Here is a 22,301-nt window from a genome sequence, read left to right on the forward strand (position 1 = left end):
CTGATTCGGCGTTGCCATCGGGGCCGGGGCCGCCATGACGTGGTGGCGCGCCCGGGCCCCTTCGTCTGCCCGAGCAGGGCTGTCAGGGGGCAGGAATAAAGCGATAGCGGGTCTGGTGGCGATAACGCTGCCCCGGTAGCAACCAGGGATCGCCGAGGGCGGGCCGGTTCGGGCTGTCGGGCAATTGCTGGGCCTCCAGGCAGAAGCCGTCGTAATCCCGGTAGGGTCGGCCCTGACGATCCGGTGTGCCGGTCAGCCAGTTGCCGCTGTAGAACTGCAGGGAGGGCTGGTTGGTGTAGACCGCCATCGCCAGCTTGCCATCCCCCGAGATCACCCGGGCGGCCCATGGCTGATTGGACCCACCAAACGGCTCATCAGCAGGCTCAAAATCGCTGTTGTTGAGCAGAAATGCGTGATCGTACCCCTTGGCCAACTGCTGCTGGGGGTGGTCCAGCCACGCCTGGCCGATGGGGCGGGGGGCGCGCAGATCGAAGGGGCCTTCCACCGGGGCGATGGCCAGCGGCAGGCTCTGGTCATCCGTGGGCAGGTAGCGGTCGGCGTCGAGGCTGATGGTGTGGTGGCGGATGTCGCCACCGCCATCCAGGTTGAAGTAGGCGTGGCTGGTGAGGCTGACCGGGCTGGGGGCGTCCGTGCTGGCGCAGAAGTCGACCACCAGATCGCACTGCTCCAGCCGATACTCCAGGCTCACCCTCAGATTGCCGGGAAAGCCCTGATCCCCCGCCCGGGAGAGGAGCGCCAGCTTGACCCTGTCCGCCTCCTGCTCCTTGATCTGCCAGGTGCGGCGATGGAACCCGTCGCGCCCGCCGTGCAGGCAGTTGGCCCCCTGGTTGGCGTCCAGCGTCCAGCACTGGCCTTCCCGCTCAAGGCGGGCGCCGCCGATGCGGTTGGCAAAGCGCCCCGCCACGGCACCCAGCCATACCTGCTGGGTGAGGTAGGCCTCGTCGGCGCAGCCCAGCAGCACCTCCCGCCGCTCTCCCGCCACCGGCAGGGTGAGGGAGGTGAGGGTGGCCCCGTATGCGAGACCGCGCAGCCGCAGTCCCTCCTCGTTTTCCAGCTCGAATCTCATCATGGTTTGCGGTTCCCCGTCGTGATCCCGTCGCCCCCTGCCGGCGTCGCGAGTGCCGGGCAGGGGGCGTCACCCGTTGTCAGGCGTGCGTTACAGTCTGCCGGCCCCTGCGCTGGCACGGCAGACGTAGCAGTCCGCCTTGAGGCCGAAACGGGCCGGGTATTCCGCCTCCACCACGGCGATCACCTTGGCCACCTTCTCGGGGCGCAGCAGGGCGACCACGCAGCCGCCAAAACCGCCGCCGGTCATGCGCACACCGCCTTCGCTGCCGATCCGGGCCTTGATGATCTCCACCAGGCCGTCGATGGGAGGCACGGTGATCTCGAAGTCATCGCGCATGGCGGCGTGGGACTGGCCCATCAGCTCGCCGAGGCGCACCAGATCGCCCTGTGCCAGCGCATCGGCCGCCGCCAGAGTGCGGGCGTTCTCGCCGACCACGTGGCGGGCACGGCGATAGCAGGCCTCGTCCAGCCCGGCCTTGCCCGCTTCCAGCGTGGCCAGGTCAAGATCCCGCAGGGCCTTGACCCCGTAGTGACGGGCGGCGGTTTCGCACTGCTGGCGACGGGTGTTGTATTCGCTGTCCACCAGGCCGCGGCGCACGTTGGAGTTGACGATGAGCACCGCTAGATCGGTGGGCATGGGGATGAGCCGGGTCTCCAGGGAACGGCAATCGAGCAGCAGGGCGTGATCCTGCCTGCCGCTCGCGGAGATCATCTGATCCATGATGCCGCAGTTGCAGCCGACGAACTGGTTCTCTGCCTGCTGGCCGTTGAGGGCGATTTCCGCCTGGCTGATGGCCAGCCCCTGGGCCTCCTTGAAGGCCTGGCCGATGGCCACCTCCAGGGAAGCGGAGGAGGAGAGACCCGTCCCCTGGGGCACGTTGCCGGAGACCACCAGATTGAGGCCGCGCAGGGCGTGGCCCCGTGCCTGCAGGTGTTTCACCACGCCGCGGATGTAGTCGCTCCAGCGCTGGCTGGGGTGGTGCTCGATGGGTTGATCGAGACTGAACCGGTCGCGCTGGTTGTCGTAGTCGGCGGCGATCACTTCGACCAGGTTGTCGCCGCGCAGGCCGATGGCGACGCAGGTCTCGTAGTCGATGGCGCAGGGCAGCACGAAGCCGTCGTTGTAGTCGGTGTGCTCGCCGATGAGGTTGACGCGGCCTGGAGCCCGTACCAGCAGGTCGGGTTGTTGCTCAAACTGCTCGGCAAACACGGCGCTGACGCGCTGGCTCGGGGTCATAGGGCCTCCTCGTTGGACTGGTTCTGGTCGTTGTAGTGGATGGGACTGAGGGCGCGCAGCCGTTCCGCCGCCTGTTCCGGGGTGAGATCGCGCTGGGTTTCGGCCAGCATCTCGAAGCCCACCATGAATTTGCGCACCGTGGCGGAGCGCAGCAGGGGCGGATAGAAGTGGGCGTGCAGTTGCCACGCCTCGGGGCAGTCGGAACGGGGCGGGGCGAAGTGCCAGCCCATGGAGTAGGGGAAGCTGCACTGGAACAGGTTGTCGTAGCGGCTGGTGAGCTCCTTGAGCGCGATGGCCAGATCCTGTTGCTGCTCCCCGGTGAGATCCAGCATGGAGGGGACATGGGCCTTGGGCAGCAGCAGGGTCTCGAACGGCCAGGCCGCCCAGAAGGGCACCACCGCCAGCCAGTGGGCGGTCTCCACCACGATGCGGGAGCGATCCGCCAGCTCCCGCTCCACATAGTCCAGCAGCAGGGGGCGGCCGTGTTCGGCCAGCCAGGCGCGCTGGTGCGCCTCTTCCCGGGCAATCTCGTTGGGCAGGAAGTCGCTGCCCCAGAGCTGGCCGTGAGGGTGCGGGTTGGAGCAGCCCATGACGGCGCCCTTGTTTTCAAAGACTTGCACCCATTCCCACTGGTCAGAGAGCTCGGCCACCTGGTCCATCCAGGTGGTGATCACCTGCTCGATGGCAGGCAGGGGCAGCTCGGGCAGGGTCTTGCCGTGATCCGGCGAGAAGCAGATGACCCGGCTGGTGCCCCGGGCGGCTTCCAGCTTCAGCAGGGGATCCGGCGCCGCGTCAGCGGCCGGGGTGTCCTGCATCAGGGCGGCGAAGTCGTTGGTAAAGACGAAGGTGCCCTGATAGTCGGGGTTGATATCGCCGGTCACCCGGGTGTTGCCCGCACAGAGGAAGCAGTCGGGATCATGGGCCTGGCTCGGCGCCTGGCTCACCTTCTCGACCTGGCCTTGCCAGGGGCGCTTGGCCCTGTGAGGGGAGACCAGCACGTACTGGCCGGTGAGCGGGTTGAAGCGGCGGTGGGGGTGATCAACGGGGTTGAACATCATCACTCCAGTCTGTGAGTTGAATACATCCGAAGGCGCAGGCCAGGGCCTACGCCTCGTAACCATTGGGGTTGGCGGACTGCCAGCGCCAGCTGTCGGCGCACATGGCGGCGAGATCCCGGCTGGCGTGCCAGTCCAGTTCCCGAGCGGCCTTGGCGGGATCGGCCCAGCACTCGGCGATGTCGCCGGGGCGCCGTGGCTCGATCCGGTAGGGAAGGGGCCGGCCGCAGGCGGCCTCGAACGCCGCGACCATCTGCAACACGCTCTGGCCCTGGCCCGTGCCCAGGTTGTAGGCGTGGACACCGCCCCGTCCGGCGCAGTGTTCCAGAGCCTTGACGTGCCCTTCGGCGAGATCCATCACATGGATGTAGTCGCGCACCCCGGTGCCGTCGATGGTTGGGTAATCGTTACCAAAGACCGAGAGGCAGTCGCGCCGGCCGATGGCGACCTGGGTCAAAAACGGCATCAGATTGTTGGGGATGCCCTGGGGATCCTCCCCCAGGGTGCCGGACTCGTGGGCGCCGACGGGATTGAAATAGCGCAGCAGGGTCATGCTCCAGTGGGGCTCGGCCCGCTGCAGATCCTCGAGGATCTCCTCGATGATCAGCTTGGATCGGCCGTATGGGTTGGTGGCGCTGCGGGGGAAATCCTCCCGGATCGGGGTGCTGGCGGGATCGCCGTAGACGGTGGCCGACGAGCTGAACACCAGATTGCGTACCCCGGCCCGTTTCATCGCCTGCAGCAATACCAGGGTGCCGCTCAGGTTGTTCTCGTAGTAGTCCAGCGGGATGCGGGTCGACTCGCCGACCGCCTTGAGGGCGGCGAAGTGGATCACGGCGTCGATGTGCTGCTCCCTGAAGATGCGATCCAGCAGGGCCGGGTCACGGATGTCCCCTTCGTAGAAGCGGGGCTCGCGCCCGCTGATGGCGGCGACACGGGTCAGGACGCCCGCCTTGCTGTTGCAGAGGTTGTCCACCACCACGGGCTCCATGCCTGCGGCCTGCAAGGCCAGACAGGTGTGGCTGCCGATGTAGCCGCAACCGCCGGTGACCAGTACTTTCATCCGTTGTTCCACCCTCAACTCCTCGCATCAGGAAAGCCTGAGCAGGAGTCTAGCCGAGGGGCTGACGGGCAAACTGTGAGCTGCTTAACAAATATGTGTAAACGATTACACTTGTTTTCATCGACCAATGTGGCAAGTTCTGATTTTTCCCCCTGTTATCAGTGACATTGAACGGTATAATGCGGCCAGTTGCAGCGTGAAATAAGTGAAAACAGAATGAGCACCATCAAGGATGTCGCCCGTTTGGCCAATGTGTCAGTGGCAACGGTTTCACGGGTGATGAACAACTCACCCAAGGCCAGTGCCGCCTCCCGCGAGGTGGTGCTGAAGGCCATGGCCGAGCTGGGCTATACCCCCAACGCCAACGCGCGGGCCCTGGTCAGCCAGACCTGTGACACCATGGGAGTGGTGGTGGGGGACGTGGCGGATCCTTTCTTCGGCGCCCTGGTCAAAGGGGTCGCGGCGGTGGCGGTGGAGCAGGGCTTGCATCTGTTGATGGGTAATGGTTTTCACCGCGCCCAGCAGGAGCGGGAGGCCATCGAGCTGCTCATCGGTAAACGCTGCGAGGCACTGGTGGTGCACAGCAAGGCGCTCGGCGACGAGGAGCTGGTCGACTACGCCCTGCGCGCCCCCGGCATGGTGCTGATCAACCGCGACATTCCGAGTCTGAGGGGGCGCTGCATCGCCCTCAACAACCGCCAGGGTGCGGCGACCGCCACCCGTCATCTGCTGGATCTCGGCCACCGCCATATCGCCTTCCTGAGCTCGGATCACGCCATCGAGGATGCGCTGTTGCGCCACCAGGGCTATCAGGATGCCCTGGCGGAGGCGGAGGTCTTCGCCGATCCCGAGCTGGTGGAGAGCGGCATGCCCAATGAAGAGGGGGGCGAGCGCGCCATGCTCAACCTGCTGGCCAAGGGGTTGCCCATCACGGCGGTGGTGGCCTACAACGACGCCATGGCGGCAGGGGCCATCTCTGTGCTGGCGGACAACGGCCTCAAGGTGCCGGAAGAGGTGTCTGTGGTGGGCTTCGATGACATCATCTACGCCAGATACCTGAGGCCCAAGCTCTCCACCATGCGCTATCCCATCGAGCTGATGGCGGCCCAGGCGGCCAAGCTGGCGCTGCAACTCGCCGCAGGGGAGAGCGAATCGGTGCAGAGCCGCATCTATACCCCCACCCTGATCAACCGCCATTCGGTCGCTCCCGTCAGGTCCTGATCGCAGCGCTTGCGCCCCGTCGGCGCAAGCGCTGCACCTGGCGAACCCGTACTGCAGCATATAAAGCGCCCCCATAGCTCAGACGATAGGTAGCTCAGAGCATGGCTAGCGCAGACCATAAAGGACTGTCTGAGGAGTGAGAACCGTCCCCTCACGCTCCCTGCCTGCCGAACTCGCCAGTTCTTCCCGCTCGTCTGTCACGAGCCCCTCTCCCCCGGTCTGCCGAGCCTCACTTCCGGCCAGATCCTGCCAGACGCCTGCCATGGCTTTCTCTGCGCCGGGCAGGGGCGATCGTGGTCTCTGCACACTCCTTCGAGAGGCCGGGCTGTGTGCCCGGAACCGGGTTGAGGCGAGGGGGCGCGATGTCGGGTCTTTGCCATGGCTTGCTCCGCTGGTTCGGCCATTGCCTCCCGGTTTCACACTCCCGGGCATCTTCTGCCCTTCCGAAGGTCCGCTTTTTCCCCCATGGGGTCATTTACCCGGATTTATCCGATTTTTACTCCGTTTTACTTAACAAAATGAGTGTAATCGTTTACATCTGTGTGAGCGGGATCGCCGATCACCGGGCAAAACTCTCCTACACTGCAGTGGTTTTCAGCGTGAATGCAGGGAGAAGTGAAGCATGCTCAGGGAGATAGTGGCCCGTCAGGATTGGCAGACCCAGGGGATCACCGCCGTGAACCGGTTGCCAGCCCATACCCCCTTGTCCAGTTGGCGCAGTGAAGGGGAAGCCAGGATAGGGGGGTTGTCACCTTCCCGCCTGCTGCTGGACGGCGAGTGGCAGTTCTCCTGGTTCGAGGCCCCGGAGCGGGTGCCGGAGCAGTGGCTGGTGGAGGATCTGCCGGATGCCTGCCCCATCAAGGTGCCGGGCAACTGGCAACTGGCTGCGGCCTATCCGGGGGCGCGACCCGTCACGGATGTGCCCATCTACACCAACATCAAGTACCCCTTTCCCTGCGACCCGCCCCGGGTGCCTGCCGAGAATCCCACCGGTTGCTACTCCCGCGAGTTCACCGTTGCTGCGGACTGGCTGGCCGAGGGGCAGACCCGGATCATCTTCGACGGAGTGGACAGCGCGTTTCACCTCTTCTGCAACGGCCGCTGGGTCGGTTACTCCCAGGACAGCCGGCTGCCGGCGGAATTCGATCTGACCCCCTTCCTTCAGGCCGGGGCCAACCGCCTCGCCGTCCTGGTGCTGCGCTGGTCTGACGGCTCCTATCTGGAAGATCAGGACATGTGGCGCATGAGCGGCATCTTCCGCTCCGTCAGCCTGCTGCACAAACCGGCCCGTCATCTGATGGATATCCGGGTGACGCCCGAGCTCGACGCCTGCTACCGGGATGCCCGCCTCAAGGTTGAATTGCAGGCGGCCAACGGAGCCGGTCTGTCGGTGGAGGCCAACCTCTATGATGGCGACGAGCGGGTTGCGACCCTGCGCCAGCAGATTGGCACCCAGGCCATCGACGAGAAAGGGGTGTATGACGATCGCGCCGAGTTGTGGCTGACGGTAACGGCCCCACACAAGTGGAGCGCCGAGACCCCGCACCTCTATCGCCTCACCCTGACCCTGCTGGACGAGCAGGGAAGCGTCCTCGAGAGCGAGGCCCATGACGTGGGCTTTCGGGCGGTGGAGATCCGTGGCGGCCTGCTGCGGGTCAACGGCCAACCCCTGCTCATTCGTGGTGCCAATCGCCATGAACACCATCCCGCCACGGGTCACGTGGTGACCCCGGCCGACATGGAGCAGGATCTGCTGCTGATGAAGCGGCACAACTTCAACGCGGTGCGCTGCTCCCACTATCCCAATCACCCCGAGCTCTATCGCCTGTGCGACCGGCTCGGCCTCTATGTGGTGGACGAGGCGAACCTGGAGACCCACGGCATGACCCCCATGGGGCGGCTGGCGCGGGATCCCGCCTGGAGCAACGCCTTCCTGGAGCGGGTCACCCGCATGGTGGCCAGGGACTTCAACCACCCCTGCATCATCATCTGGTCCCTGGGGAACGAATCCGGTTATGGTCCGGCCCACGACGCCATGTATCGCTGGGTGAAGGGGGCGGATCCCAGCCGCCCGGTGCAGTACGAAGGGGGCGGGGCCGACACCCCGGCCACCGACATCATCTGCCCCATGTATGCCCGTACCCACCAGGATCAACCCTTCCCGGCGGTGCCCAAGTGGGCGCTGGCCAAGTGGATCGGCCTGCCGGAAGAGACCCGGCCGCTGATCCTGTGCGAATACGCCCACGCCATGGGCAACAGCCTGGGGGGCTATGCCCATTACTGGCAGGCATTTCGCGATCATCCGCGGCTGCAGGGTGGGTTTGTCTGGGATTGGGTCGATCAGGGGCTGGACAAGCAGACCGACGATGGCCGCCATTTCTGGGCCTATGGTGGCGATTTCGGCGACACTCCCAACGATCGCCAGTTCTGCTGCAACGGCCTGCTGTTCCCCGATCGCACCCCCCATCCCTCCCTGTTTGAAGCCCGGCGTGCCCAGCAGCCCTTTGTTCTGACCCTGCAGGGTCGCCAGCCGCTGACGGTGGAGATCCGCAGCGAATACCTGTTCCGCGAGACGGACAACGAACGCCTGCAGTGGCGTCTGTGTGAAGACGGCGTGGTGGTGAGCCAAGGTGAATGCCCGCTCGAGCTGGCCCCCCGGGGGAGCGTGACGCTGACCCTGCTGGAGCAACTGCCGGCCTTTGCGCCGGGGGCGCTCGCCTGGCTGGATCTCGCCATCGTGCAGCCCACCGCCACGGCCTGGGCCGGAGCGGGTCACGAGGTGGCTCGCCAGCAATGCCTGTTGCCCGCGCCCCTGGCGCTGCCGTCGGCCTGCCCGGCGGTCAGCCTGACCGAGCAGCGCGATCACTGGGTGCTTGGCGCCGCAGATTCCCTGTGGCAGCTCGACAAGGCCAGTGGTCGCATCGTCAGCTGGCAGAAGCAGGGCCGCGAGCGGCTGCGCGACGCCATCGCCGATCATTTCTATCGGGCGCCGCTCGACAACGATATCGGCACCAGCGAGGCGGATCACGCCGATCCCAACGCCTGGATTGCCCGCTGGCAGGAGGCCGGACTCAATGATCTGCAGCACCGCTGTCTCGGCCTGGAGGCGAGTCCGGAGCTGGGTCTTATCACTGCGCACCACGGCTACTTCGTGGGTGACGAGCCGAAGATCCTGACCCGCTGGCATCACAGGATGGACGGGGAGGGCGCCATGCACCTCGCCATCGAGGTGGAGGTGGCCGCCGACATGCCCTCCCTGCCGCGCATCGGTGCCCGGCTCTGGCTGGCTGATGAACCGGCCGAAGGTGCCCCGGTGAGCTGGCTGGGGCTTGGCCCCCACGAGAATTACCCGGATCGCCGGCTCGCCGCCGATCTCGGTCGCTGGCAATTGCCCATCGAGGCGTTGCACACCCCTTATGTCTTCCCCACCGACAACGGACTGCGCTGCGATACCCGCGCACTGCAACTGGGGGATCTGGCGGTGGAGGGGCGCTTCCACTTCAGCGTCAGCCGCTACAGTCAGCAGCAGCTGGCCGAAGCCCGTCACCAGACCGATCTGGTGGCTCTGGGGGGCACGCACCTGTGCCTCGATGGCTTCCACATGGGGGTGGGAGGCGACGACTCCTGGAGCCAGAGCGTGCGGCCCGAGTTCTGGCTGTTGCCGGGGCGTTATCAGTGGCACTGCCGTCTGGGCTAGCCGGACCCGCCGTCGCGAGATGGCGAGACCCAAAGGCAGTTTCTCACGTAACTATTTAATTTTTAACAATATTACGGCTATGTAACAGAGTGTAAACGTTTTCATTTTGTTGCCAGGATCACAGACCGCCTCACAACAAACTGATTACATTAGGCTGGCGCCAGCTCAAACGGTGTACAGCATTCCCTACAAAAAACAGATAGAGATCGGAGCATAACAATGAAAAAACTCACGACAGTTGCCACCTTGCTGATGGGACTGATGGCGGGAGCCCAAGCCCAGGCCGATACCCGTATCGGGGTCACCGTCTACAAGTACGACGACAACTTTATGGCCGTGGTGCGCAAGGCCATCGAGAAAGAAGCGGCGGCCACCCCGGGTGTGGAACTGCTGATGAACGACTCCCAGAACGACCAGTCCAAGCAGAACGACCAGATCGACGTACTGCTGGCCAAGGGCGTGAAGGCCCTGGCCATCAACCTGGTTGACCCGGCGGCGGCCCCTGTCGTGATTGAGAAAGCCCGTGCGGACGAGATCCCCGTGGTCTTCTACAACAAGGAACCGAGCGCGGCCGACCTGGCCAGCTATGACAAGGCCTACTACGTTGGCACCGACTCCAAGGAGTCCGGCATCATCCAGGGCCAGCTGATCGCCAAGCACTGGAAAGCGCACCCCGAGTGGGATCTGAACAAGGATGGCGTCATCCAGTTCGTGCTGCTCAAGGGTGAGCCTGGCCACCCGGATGCGGAAGCCCGCACCACCTACGTCGTCAAGACCTTGAACGATGGCGGCATCAAGACCGAGCAGCTGCACATGGATACCGGTATGTGGGATACCGCCATGGCCAAGGACAAGATGGACGCCTGGATCTCCGGTCCGAACGCCAACAAGATCGAAGTGGTCATCGCCAACAACGACGGCATGGCGATGGGCGCCGTGGAATCCCTGAAGGCCCAGGGCAAGACCGCCATCCCGGTGTTCGGTGTTGACGCCCTGCCGGAAGCCCTGGCCATGGTCAAGAGCGGTGCCATGGCCGGTACCGTGCTGAACGATGCGGCCAACCAGGCCAAGGCCACCTTCGAGCTGACCAAGAACCTGGCCGAAGGCAAGCCGGCAGGTGAAGGCACCAACTGGAAGATCGACAACAAGGTCGTCCGCGTTGCCTACGTGGGCGTAGACAAAGACAACCTGTCCCAATTCGAGTAATTCCTCCCCTCAGGGCAAGGGAGATCCCCTTGCCCTCTTTTCAACCAGATGTGATGGCTGATATGACAACACGGCAACAATCAGAATGGCTGTTGGAGATGATTGACGTCAGTAAGAGCTTTCCTGGCGTCAAGGCACTCGATAATGTCAATTTACGGGTCCGTCCTCATTCTGTGCATGCGTTGATGGGCGAGAATGGCGCAGGGAAGTCCACGCTGCTCAAGTGCCTGTTCGGCATCTACGAGAAGGATCAGGGCAAGATCTTCTTCAAGGGACAGGAGATCAACTTCACCTCGTCCAAAGAGGCGCTGGAGAATGGCGTTTCCATGGTGCACCAGGAGCTGAACCTGGTACTGCAACGCACCGTGATGGACAACATGTGGCTCGGCCGCTATCCCACCAAGGGACTGTTTGTCGACCACGGCAAGATGTATCAGGACACCAAGCATATCTTCGAGGAGCTGGACATCGACATCGACCCCAGGGTCAAGGTCGGCACCCTGTCGGTTTCCCAGATGCAGATGATCGAGATTGCCAAGGCATTCTCCTATGACGCCAAGATCGTCATCATGGATGAACCCACCTCCTCCCTGACCGAGAAAGAGGTCAACCACCTCTTCAAGATCATCAACAAGCTCAAGGAGAAGGGGTGCGGCATCGTCTACATCTCCCACAAGATGGAAGAGATCTTCCAGCTCTGTGACGAGATCACCATATTGCGGGATGGCCAGTGGGTGGCGACCCAGCCCCTCAAGGGCATGACCATGGATCAGATCATCGGCATGATGGTCGGCCGCGAGCTCACCCAGCGCTTCCCGGAAAAAACCAACCAGCCCAAAGAGGTGATCCTCGAGGTCGAGCACCTGACGGCCAAGAACCAGCCTTCCATCAAGGACGTGACCTTCAACCTGCACAAGGGGGAGATCCTCGGCATCGCCGGTCTGGTGGGGGCCAAGCGCACCGACATCGTGGAGACCCTGTTCGGCATCCGCGATCGCAGCGAAGGGACCATCAAGCTGCACGGCAAAGAGGTGGCGAACCACAACGCCCACGAGGCGATCCAGAACGGCTTCGCCCTGGTGACCGAGGAGCGCCGCTCCACCGGGATCTATTCACGCCTCGACATCGCCTTCAACTCCCTGATCGCCAACATGGACAACTACAAGGGATCCATGGGGCTGCTCAGCGACAACAAGATGAAGAGTGATACCCAGTGGGTCATCGACTCCATGCGGGTCAAGACACCGACCCAGCAGACCCAGATCGGCTCCCTCTCCGGTGGCAACCAGCAGAAGGTGATCATCGGTCGCTGGCTGCTGACCCAGCCCGAGATCCTGATGCTGGATGAACCGACCCGGGGTATCGACGTCGGCGCCAAGTTCGAGATCTACCAGCTCATCCTGGAGCTGGCGAAGAAGGACAAGGGCATCGTCATCATCTCCTCCGAAATGCCGGAACTGCTCGGCATCACGGACCGCATCATGGTCATGAGCAATGGCCGGGTCGCGGGGATCGTCAACACCAAAGAAACTGACCAGAGCGAGATCCTGCGCCTGGCATCTCTGTACCTATAAAGACAGGAAGACATTATGGAGTCGGCTAAAAATTTCAATCTGATGCAGGCGCTCAAAGAGAACGGCATCTATGTGGTGTTGCTGGTGTTGCTCATGATCATCGTGATCAAGGAGCCCTCCTTCCTCAGCCTCACCAACCTCAGCAACATCCTGACCCAGTCCTCGGTACGGGTCATCATCGCCCTCGGGGTGGCGGGCATCATCATCACCCAGGGTACTGACCTGTCCGCCGGTCGTCAGGTCGGTCTGGCAGCGCTGATCGCGGCCACCATGTTGCAGGCCCTGACCAACGTCAACAAGGTCTTCCCCACCCTGGGGGAGGTGCCCATTCCGGCGGTGATCCTGCTGGTGTGCGTGGTGGGGGCCCTGATTGGTCTGGTCAACGGCCTGATTGTCGCCTACCTGAACGTGACGCCCTTCATCACCACCCTGGGCACCATGATCATCGTCTACGGCATCAACTCCCTCTATTTTGACTCCGTGGGGGCCTCCCCGGTGGCCGGGTTTGACCCTCGCTTCTCCAACTTTGCGCAGGGCTTCATCCGGATTGGCGGGTTCAAGCTCTCGTACCTGACCTTCTATGCGGCCATCGCCAGCGTCTTCGTCTGGGTGCTGTGGAACAAGACCCGCTTTGGCAAGAACATCTTCGCCATCGGTGGCAACCCGGAAGCGGCCAAGGTGTCCGGCGTCAACGTCGCCGTCAACCTGGTGGTCATCTATGCCCTGGCCGGTGTCTTCTACGCCTTCGGCGGCATGCTGGAAGCGGGGCGGATCGGCAGTGCCACCAACAACCTCGGCTTCATGTACGAGCTGGATGCCATCGCGGCCTGCGTGGTGGGGGGCGTTTCGTTTGCCGGCGGTGTGGGAACTGTCGCGGGTGTGATCACCGGCGTACTTATCTTCACGCTGATCAACTATGGTTTGACCTACATCGGTGTCAGCCCTTACTGGCAGTTCATCATCAAGGGCGGCATCATCATCCTGGCGGTAGCCCTGGACTCCATGAAGTACGCCAAGAAGAAGTAAGCATTGGCAGGGAGGGCCGGGTCATCCCGGCCCTTTCTATTTGGAGGGACCCATACCATGGCATTCAAAGTCAAAATCAACGTGCTGTTGCTGCTCGCCATTCTGGTCACCATCGGTACCGCCTGGTTCAGCGTCAACCACTTCATCAGCGGCTACATCCGCACCCAGGCCACCCAGAACATCAACGAGCAGATCACCCTGGTCAGGGAGAAGCTGGCGGGTGACATCAACCAGAAGGTGCTGCTGGCCGCCAACCTCAACCTCGGGGTGACCAGCGTCAAGAAGGCGCTGCAGGAGACCGGCTTTCACAACATCGTCAAGCTCATTGGCGACATGGCATTCGACGCGAACGGGGTCATCGACGACAAGGCCAGGGTTGACGCCCTGCGCAAGCTGATCCCCGCCGCCAACAACCAGATCACCGTCAGCCCGCTGGAGCAGCTGGACGGCAAACCCGTCATCTCCATCCTGGTGCCGCGCGGTGCCGACTCCGCCTACCTCTACTACCTCGACATGAGCGAGTTCAAGACGCTGCTGACCAAGGTAAGCGGGGAAGGGCGTTACTTCTCCCTCACCGACAGTCAGGGACAGGTGCTCTACAGCAGCAAGCCCCAGGGAGAGAGCGAGAGCCGCCCCAACAAGCTGGATATTCGCGGCAGCGAGTGGACCCTGACCGGTTATGTGGATCTCGACTATATCCGGGCCATGACCCAGGCGCTCAACGGCAAGATCACCCTGGCCCTGCTCGGGGTGGCGGCGCTGGTACTGGCCCTCTCCATGGTGGCCCTCAACCTGGCCTATAGACCCATCCTCTCCCTGCGCGACCTGGTGCAGGAGCTCTCCCAGGGCAATGGGGATCTGACCCGCCGGCTCACGGTAACCAGCAAGGATGATCTCGGCCAGATCTCGGCGGGCATCAACCGTTTCATCGAGCAGTTGCAGGGCATGATGGGGGAGGTGAGACAAGCGAGTGGCCAGCTCAATGAAGGGATATCGGCATTGGCGAGGCAGACGGGGTCAGCCCAGGGCCTGCTGGCGGAGCATGTGCGGGAGACCGAACAGGTGGTCACCGCCATCAACGAGATGAGCCGTACTGCCGTCTCGGTATCGGAGAGCGCGGCCAATACTGCCCAGCTGACCGGCCAGAGCCAGCAACTGGCCAACCAGTCGCGTCAGGTGGTGGATCAGGCCATGGCCAGCGTCACTGCGCTGGTGACGGAGGTGGAGACCACGGCACACTCCATCGAAGCCATGCAGCAGGATGTGCAGCAGATAGGCTCGATTCTCGGGGTCATCGGTGGCATCGCAGAGCAGACCAACCTGCTGGCCCTCAACGCCGCCATCGAGGCGGCCCGGGCCGGGGAGCAGGGACGGGGGTTTGCGGTGGTGGCGGACGAAGTGCGCTCTCTGGCGGGACGCACCCAGAAGAGCACTGCCGAGATCCAGACCATGCTGACCCGGCTGCAACGGGGCACCCAGACCGTGGTGGCCGCCATGGGCAACACCCGGCAGAGCTGCCAGGATGCGGCGGAAAACACCAGCAAGGTGAATGCGTCGCTGGATCTGATGGCGGGAGAAGTGGTGGAGATCAACGATCTCATCAGCCATATCGCCACGGCCGCGGAGGAGCAGAGTGCCGTTGCCGAGGAGATCAATCGCAACATGAGTGCCATCGCCGAGGTGATCACCCAGCTCAAGGGGAATGGCGAGCGCACCGTGGACAGCTCGAATGCCATGCAGCGCACCTATGACAGGCTGCGGGAGATAGTGGGGCACTTCCGGCTGGAATAGCGCAGGCTGGGCGAGTCCGGGGCATCCTGGCCAGCAACATCGTGGCCGGGGTAACCCCTCAGCGGGCTGACGTGAAAAATACCCAAAAAAGATGGGGGCGACTTGCGTCGCCCCCGATAGTCTTATCGCTCATATCCTTGAACGAAGTTGCTCCCTGCAATCCCTGACTATACCTCTTCCTTTAGGTTTCCCCTTCCCAATCCTTTGGGGTGTCCTTTAGCCATCATGGCCTGACGAGTCATCCGTTCCCGTCGCACTTTCTCCGTCCTGGGAGGTGTCCTTTACCACATCCTGTGGTGAGTCCATTTGCCCAACCCTGGCAGCCAGTCTTCCTGACCGACTTCATTGCGTCCGTGCAGGAGTAACTATAAGGATTTCGCGCAGGGCGACAATGACATGCTGAAAAACGTTTTTTTCAAACTGGTTTCCCGCGAAAGGATAATGAAGTTATCTTTTTTAAAATCATGGCTTTAATGATCTATTGTGCTGTTTTTTCACGCGCATCTTCCGACTATGGCGAGAATTTTGTTGGCACTTTGCTTACTCAGTCTATGGCGAATGTCTCACAAGGCGTTTAACTGCGGTTCAGAATCCGGGGAGGCCGGTCAGTGTCGATCGCAGATGAGGGTGGAGGAGGGCAACGGGCATGATGCAGGTGGCGTGATCCGGATCCCATTCAGGAGATAAAGGAGGGAAAGCGGGGGTGACCCAAGAGGAGATCGCCTCCCCTTGGGCGAGAGGGTCAGGGGTGCTGGCTGCCACCGTACCATTGGCATAGGTAGGCGGGTACCAGCATCTGGGGTGCCTGGTCAACGTGACAGACCACCAGCGGCATGGCGGGGGCTCCCTGGGCATGCACCAAGGCCGGTGTCATGGGCAGGACCAGGGCGACGAGCAGAAACAGCGACGGGATCTTCATGGTTATCTCCTTGGTGACGGGAACGAATGTGACAAGCATCACTTTTTGAGTTAAGGCGAACCCGAAATCGGCGCAAGGTGACTGAAAAAATTCAACTAATGAAAAAACTTTGAATCCCGGTTGCACACCGGTCGATGAAAAAGGCGCCATCAGGATGCGTGCAAAATGCATATCCATATAAAAGAGATAGTGCACACGACTTGGCGATGAGGCTCGCCATCTGGCCCGGTTGGGCCGCCATGATCTGGGACAAGAGATGGATTATTCAGCGATAAAGGAGCAGGTGATTATTTATGTGAGAGCAAACGGGATGATAAGCGAGGATAAATTCAAAGTTGGGTGAGTTTTATTCAAAAAATGAGCATTTTGATTTTAATGCAATGATTTATTTAATGTTTTTTATTGGTGGCCATCCATTTTTGGATACCATAGATGAATGAAATTGCGCTCATTGTGGAATATATTGGGGCTTTATTGCGTATTTATGCCGGATGGAGGGTGAGGGAAATGTCAGATATGTAAACTCCATCATAAATTAACTTCTGAATTTATGCAGTCTCGGGTGAATGTGATCAATGTCCAAGTTTGGTGGAGTTGCCAGACCTAATCTCTGCGTCGAAAGGCAAGGGCAGGATAGAACACAAGCCGAGTACCCTACATAAAGAATATCCCGCCTTAGCCACGAGCCTGAATAGAAGGAATCTATTCAATCACTCGCAGGGACCACTGCTAGACGGAATATCATCATGAGCAAATTTTATGTAGGTTCTGAAGTTGGCCAGTTGCGCCGTGTCATGTTGCACCGCCCCAACCTCAGTCTGAAGCGTCTGACCCCTTCCAACTGCCAGGATCTGCTGTTTGACGACGTCCTGTCCGTGGAACGTGCCGGTCAGGAGCACGACAAATTCGCTCAGGTACTGCGCGATCAGAATGTCGAAGTCTTCCTCCTGACCAATCTGCTGGCGGAAACCCTGGACGTGCCGGAAGCCAAAGCCTGGCTGCTGCAACACCAGGTCTCCGACTATCGCCTCGGCACTGCCCTGGCCAACGACGTGCGCTGTTTCCTGGCGGACATGCCTCACCGCGAGCTGGCCCGCATCCTCTCCGGCGGCCTCACCTACTCCGAGATGCCCTACAGCGGCGTCAACATGGTGGTCGGCATGCATGCCCCGACCGATTTCATCATCGAACCGCTGCCCAACCACCTCTTCACCCGCGACACCTCCTGCTGGGTCTATGGCGGCGTCTCCATCAACCCCATGGCCAAGGCCGCCCGTCGTCGCGAGACCAACCACGTGAAGGCCATCTACCGCTGGCACCCGCAGTTTGCCGGTCAGGAGTTCATCAAGTACTTCGGTGACGAGGAGCGCGACTACGACAACTCCACCATCGAAGGGGGCGACGTCCTGGTCATCGGCCGTGGCGCCGTGCTCATCGGCATGTCCGAGCGCACCACGCCGCAAGGGGTGGAGCATCTGGCCCGCAGCCTGTTCAAGCACGGTCAGGCCAAGCAGGTCATCGCCATGGAGCTGCCGAAGCACCGTAGCTGCATGCACCTCGACACCGTCATGACCCACATGGATGTCGACACCTTCTCCGTCTATCCGGAAGTCATCCGCAAGGATGTGAACTGCTGGAGCCTGACCCCGGGCGGTGCCACCGGGATGAACATCAAGGAAGAGGGTTACTTCGTGACCGCCATCGAGAAGGCGCTGGGGGTGGATCAGCTCAGGCTCATCACCACCGGCGGCGACAGCTTCGAGGCCGAGCGGGAGCAGTGGAACGACGCCAACAACGTGCTGACCGTGCGCCCCGGCGTGGTGGTGGGTTACGAGCGCAACACCTACACCAACGAGAAGTACGACAAGGCCGGCATCACTGTGCTGCCCATCCCGGGTGAAGAGCTGGGACGTGGCCGCGGCGGCGCCCGCTGCATGAGCTGCCCGATGGAACGTGACGGCATCTGACAAGACGGCGTGGCGCCGGCAGAGGCTGGCGCCACACACACCCGAATTCGAGAGTAACACCCATGAAAAAACCAACTGTCGTCGTCGCCCTGGGGGGCAATGCCCTGCTCCGCCGCGGTGAACCTCTGGAAGCCGACATCCAGCGCAAGAACATCGCCACCGCCGCCAAGACCATCGCCCGCATCGCCGAGGATTACAACGTGGTGCTGGTGCACGGCAACGGCCCGCAAGTCGGCCTGCTGGCCCTGCAGAACAGCGCCTACACCAAGGTCTCCCCCTATCCCCTGGATGTGCTGGGTGCCGAGTCCCAGGGCATGATCGGCTACATGCTGATCCAGGAGTTGAAGAACCTGATGCCGAGCCGCAACGTCACCGCGCTGCTGACCCAGGTGCAGGTCGATCCCCAGGATCCGGCGTTTGCCAATCCGACCAAGTTCATCGGCCCCGTCTACGAAGAGGCGGAAGCCCGCACCCTGGCTGCCGAGAAGCACTGGGTGGTCAAGGCAGACGGCAAGTTCTTCCGCCGCGTGGTGCCGTCCCCGCTGCCCCAGCGCATCGTCGAAGGCGACGCCATCGAAACCCTGATTGCCCAGGGTCACCTCATCATCTGTACCGGTGGTGGTGGCATCCCGGTGACCTGGGATGGCCAGAGCCTGACCGGCATCGAGGCCGTCATCGACAAGGACATGTCTGCCGCCTACCTGGCCAAGCAGATCAAGGCCGACGCCCTGCTGATCCTGACCGACGCCGATGCCGTCTATCTGGATTGGGGCAAGCCGACCCAGCGTCCGCTGCGGGTCACCAGCCCGGACGAGCTGGCTGGCGTCAAGTTCGATGCCGGCTCCATGGGGCCCAAGGTCGAAGCCTCCTGCGAATTCGTCAAGGCGACCGGCGGCATGGTCGGCATCGGCTCCCTGGAAGATGGCCTCGCCATCCTCAAGGGGGAAGCCGGCACCAATATCGTCGCCACCCGTACCGTGAATGCGTAATTGAAACTCGGCCCTCCGGGGTCTGCACAAATCTGTACTGAAGAATGCGTAGTCAACACTACTGCCTAAATTGGTCTGAACAAATATAGAGAGAACTCATCATGGCTTTTAATCTGCGTAACCGTAACTTCCTGAAACTGCTGGACTTCACCCCTCGCGAAATCCAATACATGATCGATCTGGCCATCGACCTGAAGAAAGCCAAATACGGTGGCTATGAGCGCAAACACCTGACCGGCAAAAACATTGCCCTGATCTTCGAGAAGACTTCCACCCGCACCCGCTGTGCCTTCGAAGTGGCGGCCTTCGACCAGGGCGCCCAGGTCTCCTACCTCGGCCCGAGCGGTTCCCAAATCGGTCACAAGGAGTCCATGAAGGACACCGCCCGGGTGCTGGGCCGCATGTATGACGGCATCGAATACCGCGGCTACGGCCAGGAGATCGTCGAAGAGCTGGGGGCCCACGCCGGTGTGCCGGTCTGGAACGGCCTGACCAACGAATTCCACCCGACCCAGATCCTGGCGGACTTCATGACCATGCTGGAGCACGGCAAGGGCAAACGTCTGGATCAGATCAAGTTCGCCTACCTGGGTGACGCCCGCAACAACATGGGCAACTCCCTGATGGTGGGTGCCGCCAAGATGGGCATGGACATCCGTCTGGTCGCGCCGAAAGCCTTCTGGCCGGAAGAGGAGCTGGTTGCCACCTGCCGCCTCATCGCCGAAGAGACCGGTGCGCGCATCCACCTGACCGAAGACGTGAAAGAGGGTGTGCTGGGTGCCGACTTCCTCTACACCGACGTCTGGGTCTCCATGGGTGAAGCGAAGGAAGCCTGGGATCAACGGGTAAAACTGATGACCCCGTATCAGGTCAACATGGACGTCATCAACGCGACCAAGAACCCGGATGTGAAGTTCATGCACTGCCTGCCGGCGTTCCACAACGACGAGACCACCATGGGCAAGGAAGTGGCCGACAAATATGGCATGAAGGGCCTGGAAGTGACCGAGGACGTGTTCGAATCCGAGCACAGCATCGTGTTCGACGAGGCGGAAAACCGGATGCACACCATCAAGGCAGTGATGGTGGCTACGCTGGGCGACTGACGTCGTCAGTGGTGCCGGGGGGTGACCCCCGGCTTTTCAACCATGTGACAGCGGCATAATACCTCCAACCCTACGACCCGCAGCCTGCATGGATACCACACCCACAGAAGGAAGCTGGACCATGACCAAATTCAAGTTCCCGTCAGCCTACACGATACTGTTTGTGCTGATAGCCCTGGTGGCCGCCCTGAGCTGGATAGTGCCGGCCGGCAAATACGAGATGACCATGAACGAGGCCCTCGGCAAGGAAGTGCCGGTGGCCGGTACCTACAAACTGGTGGATGCCAATCCCCAGGGGATCGTCGACGTGCTGCTGGCACCCATCGACGGTCTCTACAACCACGACACCTACGAGGCTGGCGCCATCGACGTCTCCCTCTTCATCCTGATCATCGGTGGCTTCCTTGGCATCGTGACCAAGACAGGTGCCATCGATGCCGGTATCGAGCGCGTCACCGATCGCCTGCGTGGCCGTGAAGAGTGGATGATCCCCATCCTGATGGCGCTGTTCGCCGCAGGGGGCACCATCTACGGCATGGCGGAAGAGTCCCTGCCGTTCTACACCCTGCTGGTGCCGGTGATGATGGCCGCCCGCTTCGACCCCGTGGTCGCTGCCGCGACCGTGCTGCTGGGGGCCGGTATCGGTACCCTGGGCTCCACCATCAACCCGTTCGCCACCGTGATCGCCGCCAACGCGGCCGGCATCTCCTTCACCGACGGCATCTGGTTGCGGGTCGCCATGCTGGTGGCCGGCTGGCTGATCTGCGTGGCCTATGTGATGCGTTACGCCAAGATGGTGCGAAGCGATCCCAGCAAGTCCCTGGTGGCCGACAAGTGGGAAGAGAACCGAGCCCACTTCCTCGGCAACAAGAGCGACCAGATGCTGGAGTTCACCACCACCCGCAAGATCGTGCTGGGCATCTTCGTCGCCGCCTTCGCCGTGATGATCTACGGGGTGGCCGTGCTGGGCTGGTGGATGGCGCAGATCTCCGGCGTCTTCCTGGCTGCCGCCATCATCGTCGGCGTCATCTCACGCATGAGCGAGGAGGAGCTGACCTCCAACTTCATCGACGGTGCTCGTGATCTGCTCGGCGTGGCCCTCATCATCGGTATCGCCCGCGGTATCGTGGTGGTGATGGACAACGGCATGATCACCCACACCATTTTGCACAGTGCAGAGGGGATAGTGACCGGCCTCTCCACCATCGTCTTCATCAACGTGATGTTCGTGCTGGAAGTGGTGCTCTCCTTCCTGGTGCCGTCCTCCTCCGGTCTGGCGGTGCTGACCATGCCGATCATGGCGCCGCTTGCCGACTTCGCCAACGTGGGCCGCGAGCTGGTGGTCACCGCCTACCAGTCCGCCTCCGGCCTGGTGAACCTGGTGACCCCGACCTCCGCCGTGGTCATGGGGGGGCTGGCCATCGCCAAGGTGCCCTATGTGCGCTGGCTGAAGTGGGTGGCCCCGCTGCTCGGCATGCTGACTGTGCTGATCGTGCTCTGCCTGAGCCTGGGTGCCGTGCTGGCATGAATGCCGACAGACATAGGGACAACAACGGGAGCCTGGGGCTCCCGTTTTTTATGGCTGGCAAGGCGGGGCGCCCGGGCTCTCCCGTGGTCTGACTCCTTGCCGCGCGGGCAACAAAAAGGCGACCCCGGGGTCGCCTTCTGGCATCCAGCAGGGGTCAGCGGGCGTTTTCCAGGGTGCGCACCACGGCGGCGTGAGCCTGGCGGGTGCGGCTGATGTGGCGCGGGGCGATCAGTACCACGTCGTTGCCGGCCACGGCCCCCAGGATCTCGGGATTGGCGTTGCGATCCAGCAGGCGAGCCACCACGGTAGCGGCCCCCGGGGTGGTATGCACCAGCACCATCTGCTGGTTGTGGACCACGGCGCGCACCATGTCGTGGATGGAGCGGGTGCTGCCGGCGGGCTCCAGCTGCTCGTCCACCAGGGTGTAGACCTTCTTGCCGTTGGCGTTCTGGGCCTTGGCGACCCCGAGACGGCGCAGCAGGCGGGAGATGGTGGACTGGCTGATGTCCGCAAAACCGCGGGCGGAGAGCTCGCGGCGGATCTCCTCCTGGGTGCTGTAACAGTGCTGGCCGATGATCTGGCGGCAGGCGTCGAGCTGGGCCAGGTCGGACTCTGGTTCTGCTGGGCGGCTGAGGGTGTTGACCATGGCGACTTCCTTTGGCGATGAGCGATGGCGGTCTCGCCCAGTCTGTCGTTCCGGCTTTTCATAGCGAAAAACACTAATGAGGAGCACTCAAGCAGGGGATGAGCGAGGTATATCCATTACGGGATGGCAAATTATAACCAAAGGGGGAATAAGTGATGTGACAGGGTTCAAAAATGGGCCCGATGGG

At 62.2% G+C, this 22,301-nt stretch carries 16 protein-coding genes; 10 read left to right on the forward strand and 6 right to left on the reverse strand.

What is annotated here, in order from left to right; genetic code table 11:
* Positions 1-82: 82 nt before the first annotated feature.
* Genes ACVDHI_RS12200 through galE form a run of 4 tightly spaced genes read right to left on the reverse strand, consistent with a single transcriptional unit; the run spans position 83 to position 4,444 of the window.
* Entirely contained in the window at positions 83-1,150 is a 1,068-nt protein-coding gene (locus ACVDHI_RS12200; RefSeq protein ID WP_438380647.1) for a galactose-1-epimerase, read from the reverse strand.
* 27 nt (positions 1,151-1,177) lie between these two features.
* Positions 1,178-2,326 carry a galactokinase gene (gene galK / locus ACVDHI_RS12205; RefSeq protein ID WP_447212134.1) on the reverse strand — a complete coding sequence of 383 codons (1,149 nt, stop codon included), beginning with the start codon at positions 2,324-2,326 and terminating at the stop codon, positions 1,178-1,180.
* Positions 2,323-3,381, reverse strand: coding sequence for a UDP-glucose--hexose-1-phosphate uridylyltransferase (locus ACVDHI_RS12210; RefSeq protein ID WP_210557835.1), 1,059 nt, complete (start codon positions 3,379-3,381; stop codon positions 2,323-2,325). Before ACVDHI_RS12210 ends, galK begins: the two co-directional genes overlap by 4 nt.
* A 49-nt stretch (positions 3,382-3,430) precedes the next feature.
* Positions 3,431-4,444 (reverse strand): UDP-glucose 4-epimerase GalE, encoded by a 1,014-nt coding sequence (gene galE / locus ACVDHI_RS12215; protein ID WP_069784959.1) that lies wholly within the window; start codon positions 4,442-4,444, stop codon positions 3,431-3,433.
* A 216-nt stretch (positions 4,445-4,660) separates the two neighbouring features.
* Here galE and ACVDHI_RS12220 point away from each other — a divergent pair, with 216 nt between their 5' ends.
* The 6 genes from ACVDHI_RS12220 to ACVDHI_RS12245 all read left to right on the forward strand — a co-directional run bounded on the left by ACVDHI_RS12220 (position 4,661) and on the right by ACVDHI_RS12245 (position 14,959).
* Positions 4,661-5,665: a substrate-binding domain-containing protein gene (locus ACVDHI_RS12220; protein ID WP_010676018.1), complete on the forward strand. Its 1,005-nt coding sequence runs from the start codon at positions 4,661-4,663 to the stop codon at positions 5,663-5,665.
* Positions 5,666-6,287: 622 nt separating this feature from the next.
* On the forward strand, positions 6,288-9,362 hold the full coding sequence (locus tag ACVDHI_RS12225; RefSeq protein WP_447212135.1) for a beta-galactosidase: 3,075 nt from the start codon (positions 6,288-6,290) through the stop codon (positions 9,360-9,362).
* A 219-nt stretch (positions 9,363-9,581) separates the two neighbouring features.
* On the forward strand, positions 9,582-10,568 hold the full coding sequence (gene mglB, locus ACVDHI_RS12230) for a galactose/glucose ABC transporter substrate-binding protein MglB (protein ID WP_010676016.1): 987 nt from the start codon (positions 9,582-9,584) through the stop codon (positions 10,566-10,568).
* A gap of 53 nt (positions 10,569-10,621) precedes the next feature.
* Entirely contained in the window at positions 10,622-12,142 is a 1,521-nt protein-coding gene (gene mglA / locus ACVDHI_RS12235) for a galactose/methyl galactoside ABC transporter ATP-binding protein MglA (RefSeq protein ID WP_010676015.1), read from the forward strand.
* Between the two features lie 15 nt (positions 12,143-12,157).
* A complete protein-coding gene (mglC, locus tag ACVDHI_RS12240; RefSeq protein ID WP_010676014.1) occupies positions 12,158-13,168 on the forward strand; it encodes a galactose/methyl galactoside ABC transporter permease MglC in 1,011 nt (336 codons plus the stop codon).
* 57 nt (positions 13,169-13,225) lie between these two features.
* Complete coding sequence (locus tag ACVDHI_RS12245; RefSeq protein WP_010676013.1) at positions 13,226-14,959, forward strand: methyl-accepting chemotaxis protein; 1,734 nt, start codon at positions 13,226-13,228, stop codon at positions 14,957-14,959.
* Positions 14,960-15,701: 742 nt separating this feature from the next.
* Here ACVDHI_RS12245 and ACVDHI_RS12250 read toward each other — a convergent pair.
* A complete protein-coding gene (locus tag ACVDHI_RS12250; protein ID WP_010676012.1) occupies positions 15,702-15,878 on the reverse strand; it encodes a hypothetical protein in 177 nt (58 codons plus the stop codon).
* A 746-nt stretch (positions 15,879-16,624) separates the two neighbouring features.
* On the opposite strand from ACVDHI_RS12250, the gene arcA reads away from it, so the two are divergent.
* The 4 genes from arcA to ACVDHI_RS12270 all read left to right on the forward strand — a co-directional run bounded on the left by arcA (position 16,625) and on the right by ACVDHI_RS12270 (position 21,468).
* A complete protein-coding gene (gene arcA / locus ACVDHI_RS12255) occupies positions 16,625-17,845 on the forward strand; it encodes an arginine deiminase (RefSeq protein WP_010676011.1) in 1,221 nt (406 codons plus the stop codon).
* A gap of 62 nt (positions 17,846-17,907) precedes the next feature.
* Positions 17,908-18,834 carry a carbamate kinase gene (gene arcC / locus ACVDHI_RS12260; RefSeq protein WP_288213086.1) on the forward strand — a complete coding sequence of 309 codons (927 nt, stop codon included), beginning with the start codon at positions 17,908-17,910 and terminating at the stop codon, positions 18,832-18,834.
* 101 nt (positions 18,835-18,935) lie between these two features.
* The gene (gene argF, locus ACVDHI_RS12265; RefSeq protein WP_041211943.1) at positions 18,936-19,940 is read left to right on the forward strand and encodes an ornithine carbamoyltransferase; all 1,005 of its coding nucleotides are present in this window, start codon (positions 18,936-18,938) and stop codon (positions 19,938-19,940) included.
* Positions 19,941-20,061: 121 nt separating this feature from the next.
* Positions 20,062-21,468 carry a YfcC family protein gene (locus ACVDHI_RS12270; RefSeq protein WP_010676008.1) on the forward strand — a complete coding sequence of 469 codons (1,407 nt, stop codon included), beginning with the start codon at positions 20,062-20,064 and terminating at the stop codon, positions 21,466-21,468.
* 154 nt (positions 21,469-21,622) lie between these two features.
* On the opposite strand, the gene ACVDHI_RS12275 is transcribed toward ACVDHI_RS12270, so the two are convergent.
* Positions 21,623-22,114: an arginine repressor gene (locus ACVDHI_RS12275; protein WP_039039633.1), complete on the reverse strand. Its 492-nt coding sequence runs from the start codon at positions 22,112-22,114 to the stop codon at positions 21,623-21,625.
* Positions 22,115-22,301: the final 187 nt, after the last annotated feature.

This window comes from Aeromonas sp. 25-248 (assembly GCF_053005425.1).

Excerpts from the sequence above, each read along its gene's own strand:
- galK (WP_447212134.1), bottom strand. The coding sequence starts at position 2,326 with ATGACCCCGAGCCAGCGCGTCAGCGCCGTGTTTGCCGAGCAGTTTGAG.
- ACVDHI_RS12210 (WP_210557835.1), bottom strand. The coding sequence starts at position 3,381 with ATGTTCAACCCCGTTGATCACCCCCACCGCCGCTTCAACCCGCTCACC.
- galE (WP_069784959.1), bottom strand. The coding sequence starts at position 4,444 with ATGAAAGTACTGGTCACCGGCGGTTGCGGCTACATCGGCAGCCACACC.
- ACVDHI_RS12220 (WP_010676018.1), top strand. The coding sequence starts at position 4,661 with ATGAGCACCATCAAGGATGTCGCCCGTTTGGCCAATGTGTCAGTGGCA.
- ACVDHI_RS12225 (WP_447212135.1), top strand. The coding sequence starts at position 6,288 with ATGCTCAGGGAGATAGTGGCCCGTCAGGATTGGCAGACCCAGGGGATC.
- mglB (WP_010676016.1), top strand. The coding sequence starts at position 9,582 with ATGAAAAAACTCACGACAGTTGCCACCTTGCTGATGGGACTGATGGCG.
- mglA (WP_010676015.1), top strand. The coding sequence starts at position 10,622 with ATGGCTGATATGACAACACGGCAACAATCAGAATGGCTGTTGGAGATG.
- mglC (WP_010676014.1), top strand. The coding sequence starts at position 12,158 with ATGGAGTCGGCTAAAAATTTCAATCTGATGCAGGCGCTCAAAGAGAAC.
- ACVDHI_RS12245 (WP_010676013.1), top strand. The coding sequence starts at position 13,226 with ATGGCATTCAAAGTCAAAATCAACGTGCTGTTGCTGCTCGCCATTCTG.
- ACVDHI_RS12250 (WP_010676012.1), bottom strand. The coding sequence starts at position 15,878 with ATGAAGATCCCGTCGCTGTTTCTGCTCGTCGCCCTGGTCCTGCCCATG.
- arcA (WP_010676011.1), top strand. The coding sequence starts at position 16,625 with ATGAGCAAATTTTATGTAGGTTCTGAAGTTGGCCAGTTGCGCCGTGTC.
- arcC (WP_288213086.1), top strand. The coding sequence starts at position 17,908 with ATGAAAAAACCAACTGTCGTCGTCGCCCTGGGGGGCAATGCCCTGCTC.
- argF (WP_041211943.1), top strand. The coding sequence starts at position 18,936 with ATGGCTTTTAATCTGCGTAACCGTAACTTCCTGAAACTGCTGGACTTC.
- ACVDHI_RS12270 (WP_010676008.1), top strand. The coding sequence starts at position 20,062 with ATGACCAAATTCAAGTTCCCGTCAGCCTACACGATACTGTTTGTGCTG.
- ACVDHI_RS12275 (WP_039039633.1), bottom strand. The coding sequence starts at position 22,114 with ATGGTCAACACCCTCAGCCGCCCAGCAGAACCAGAGTCCGACCTGGCC.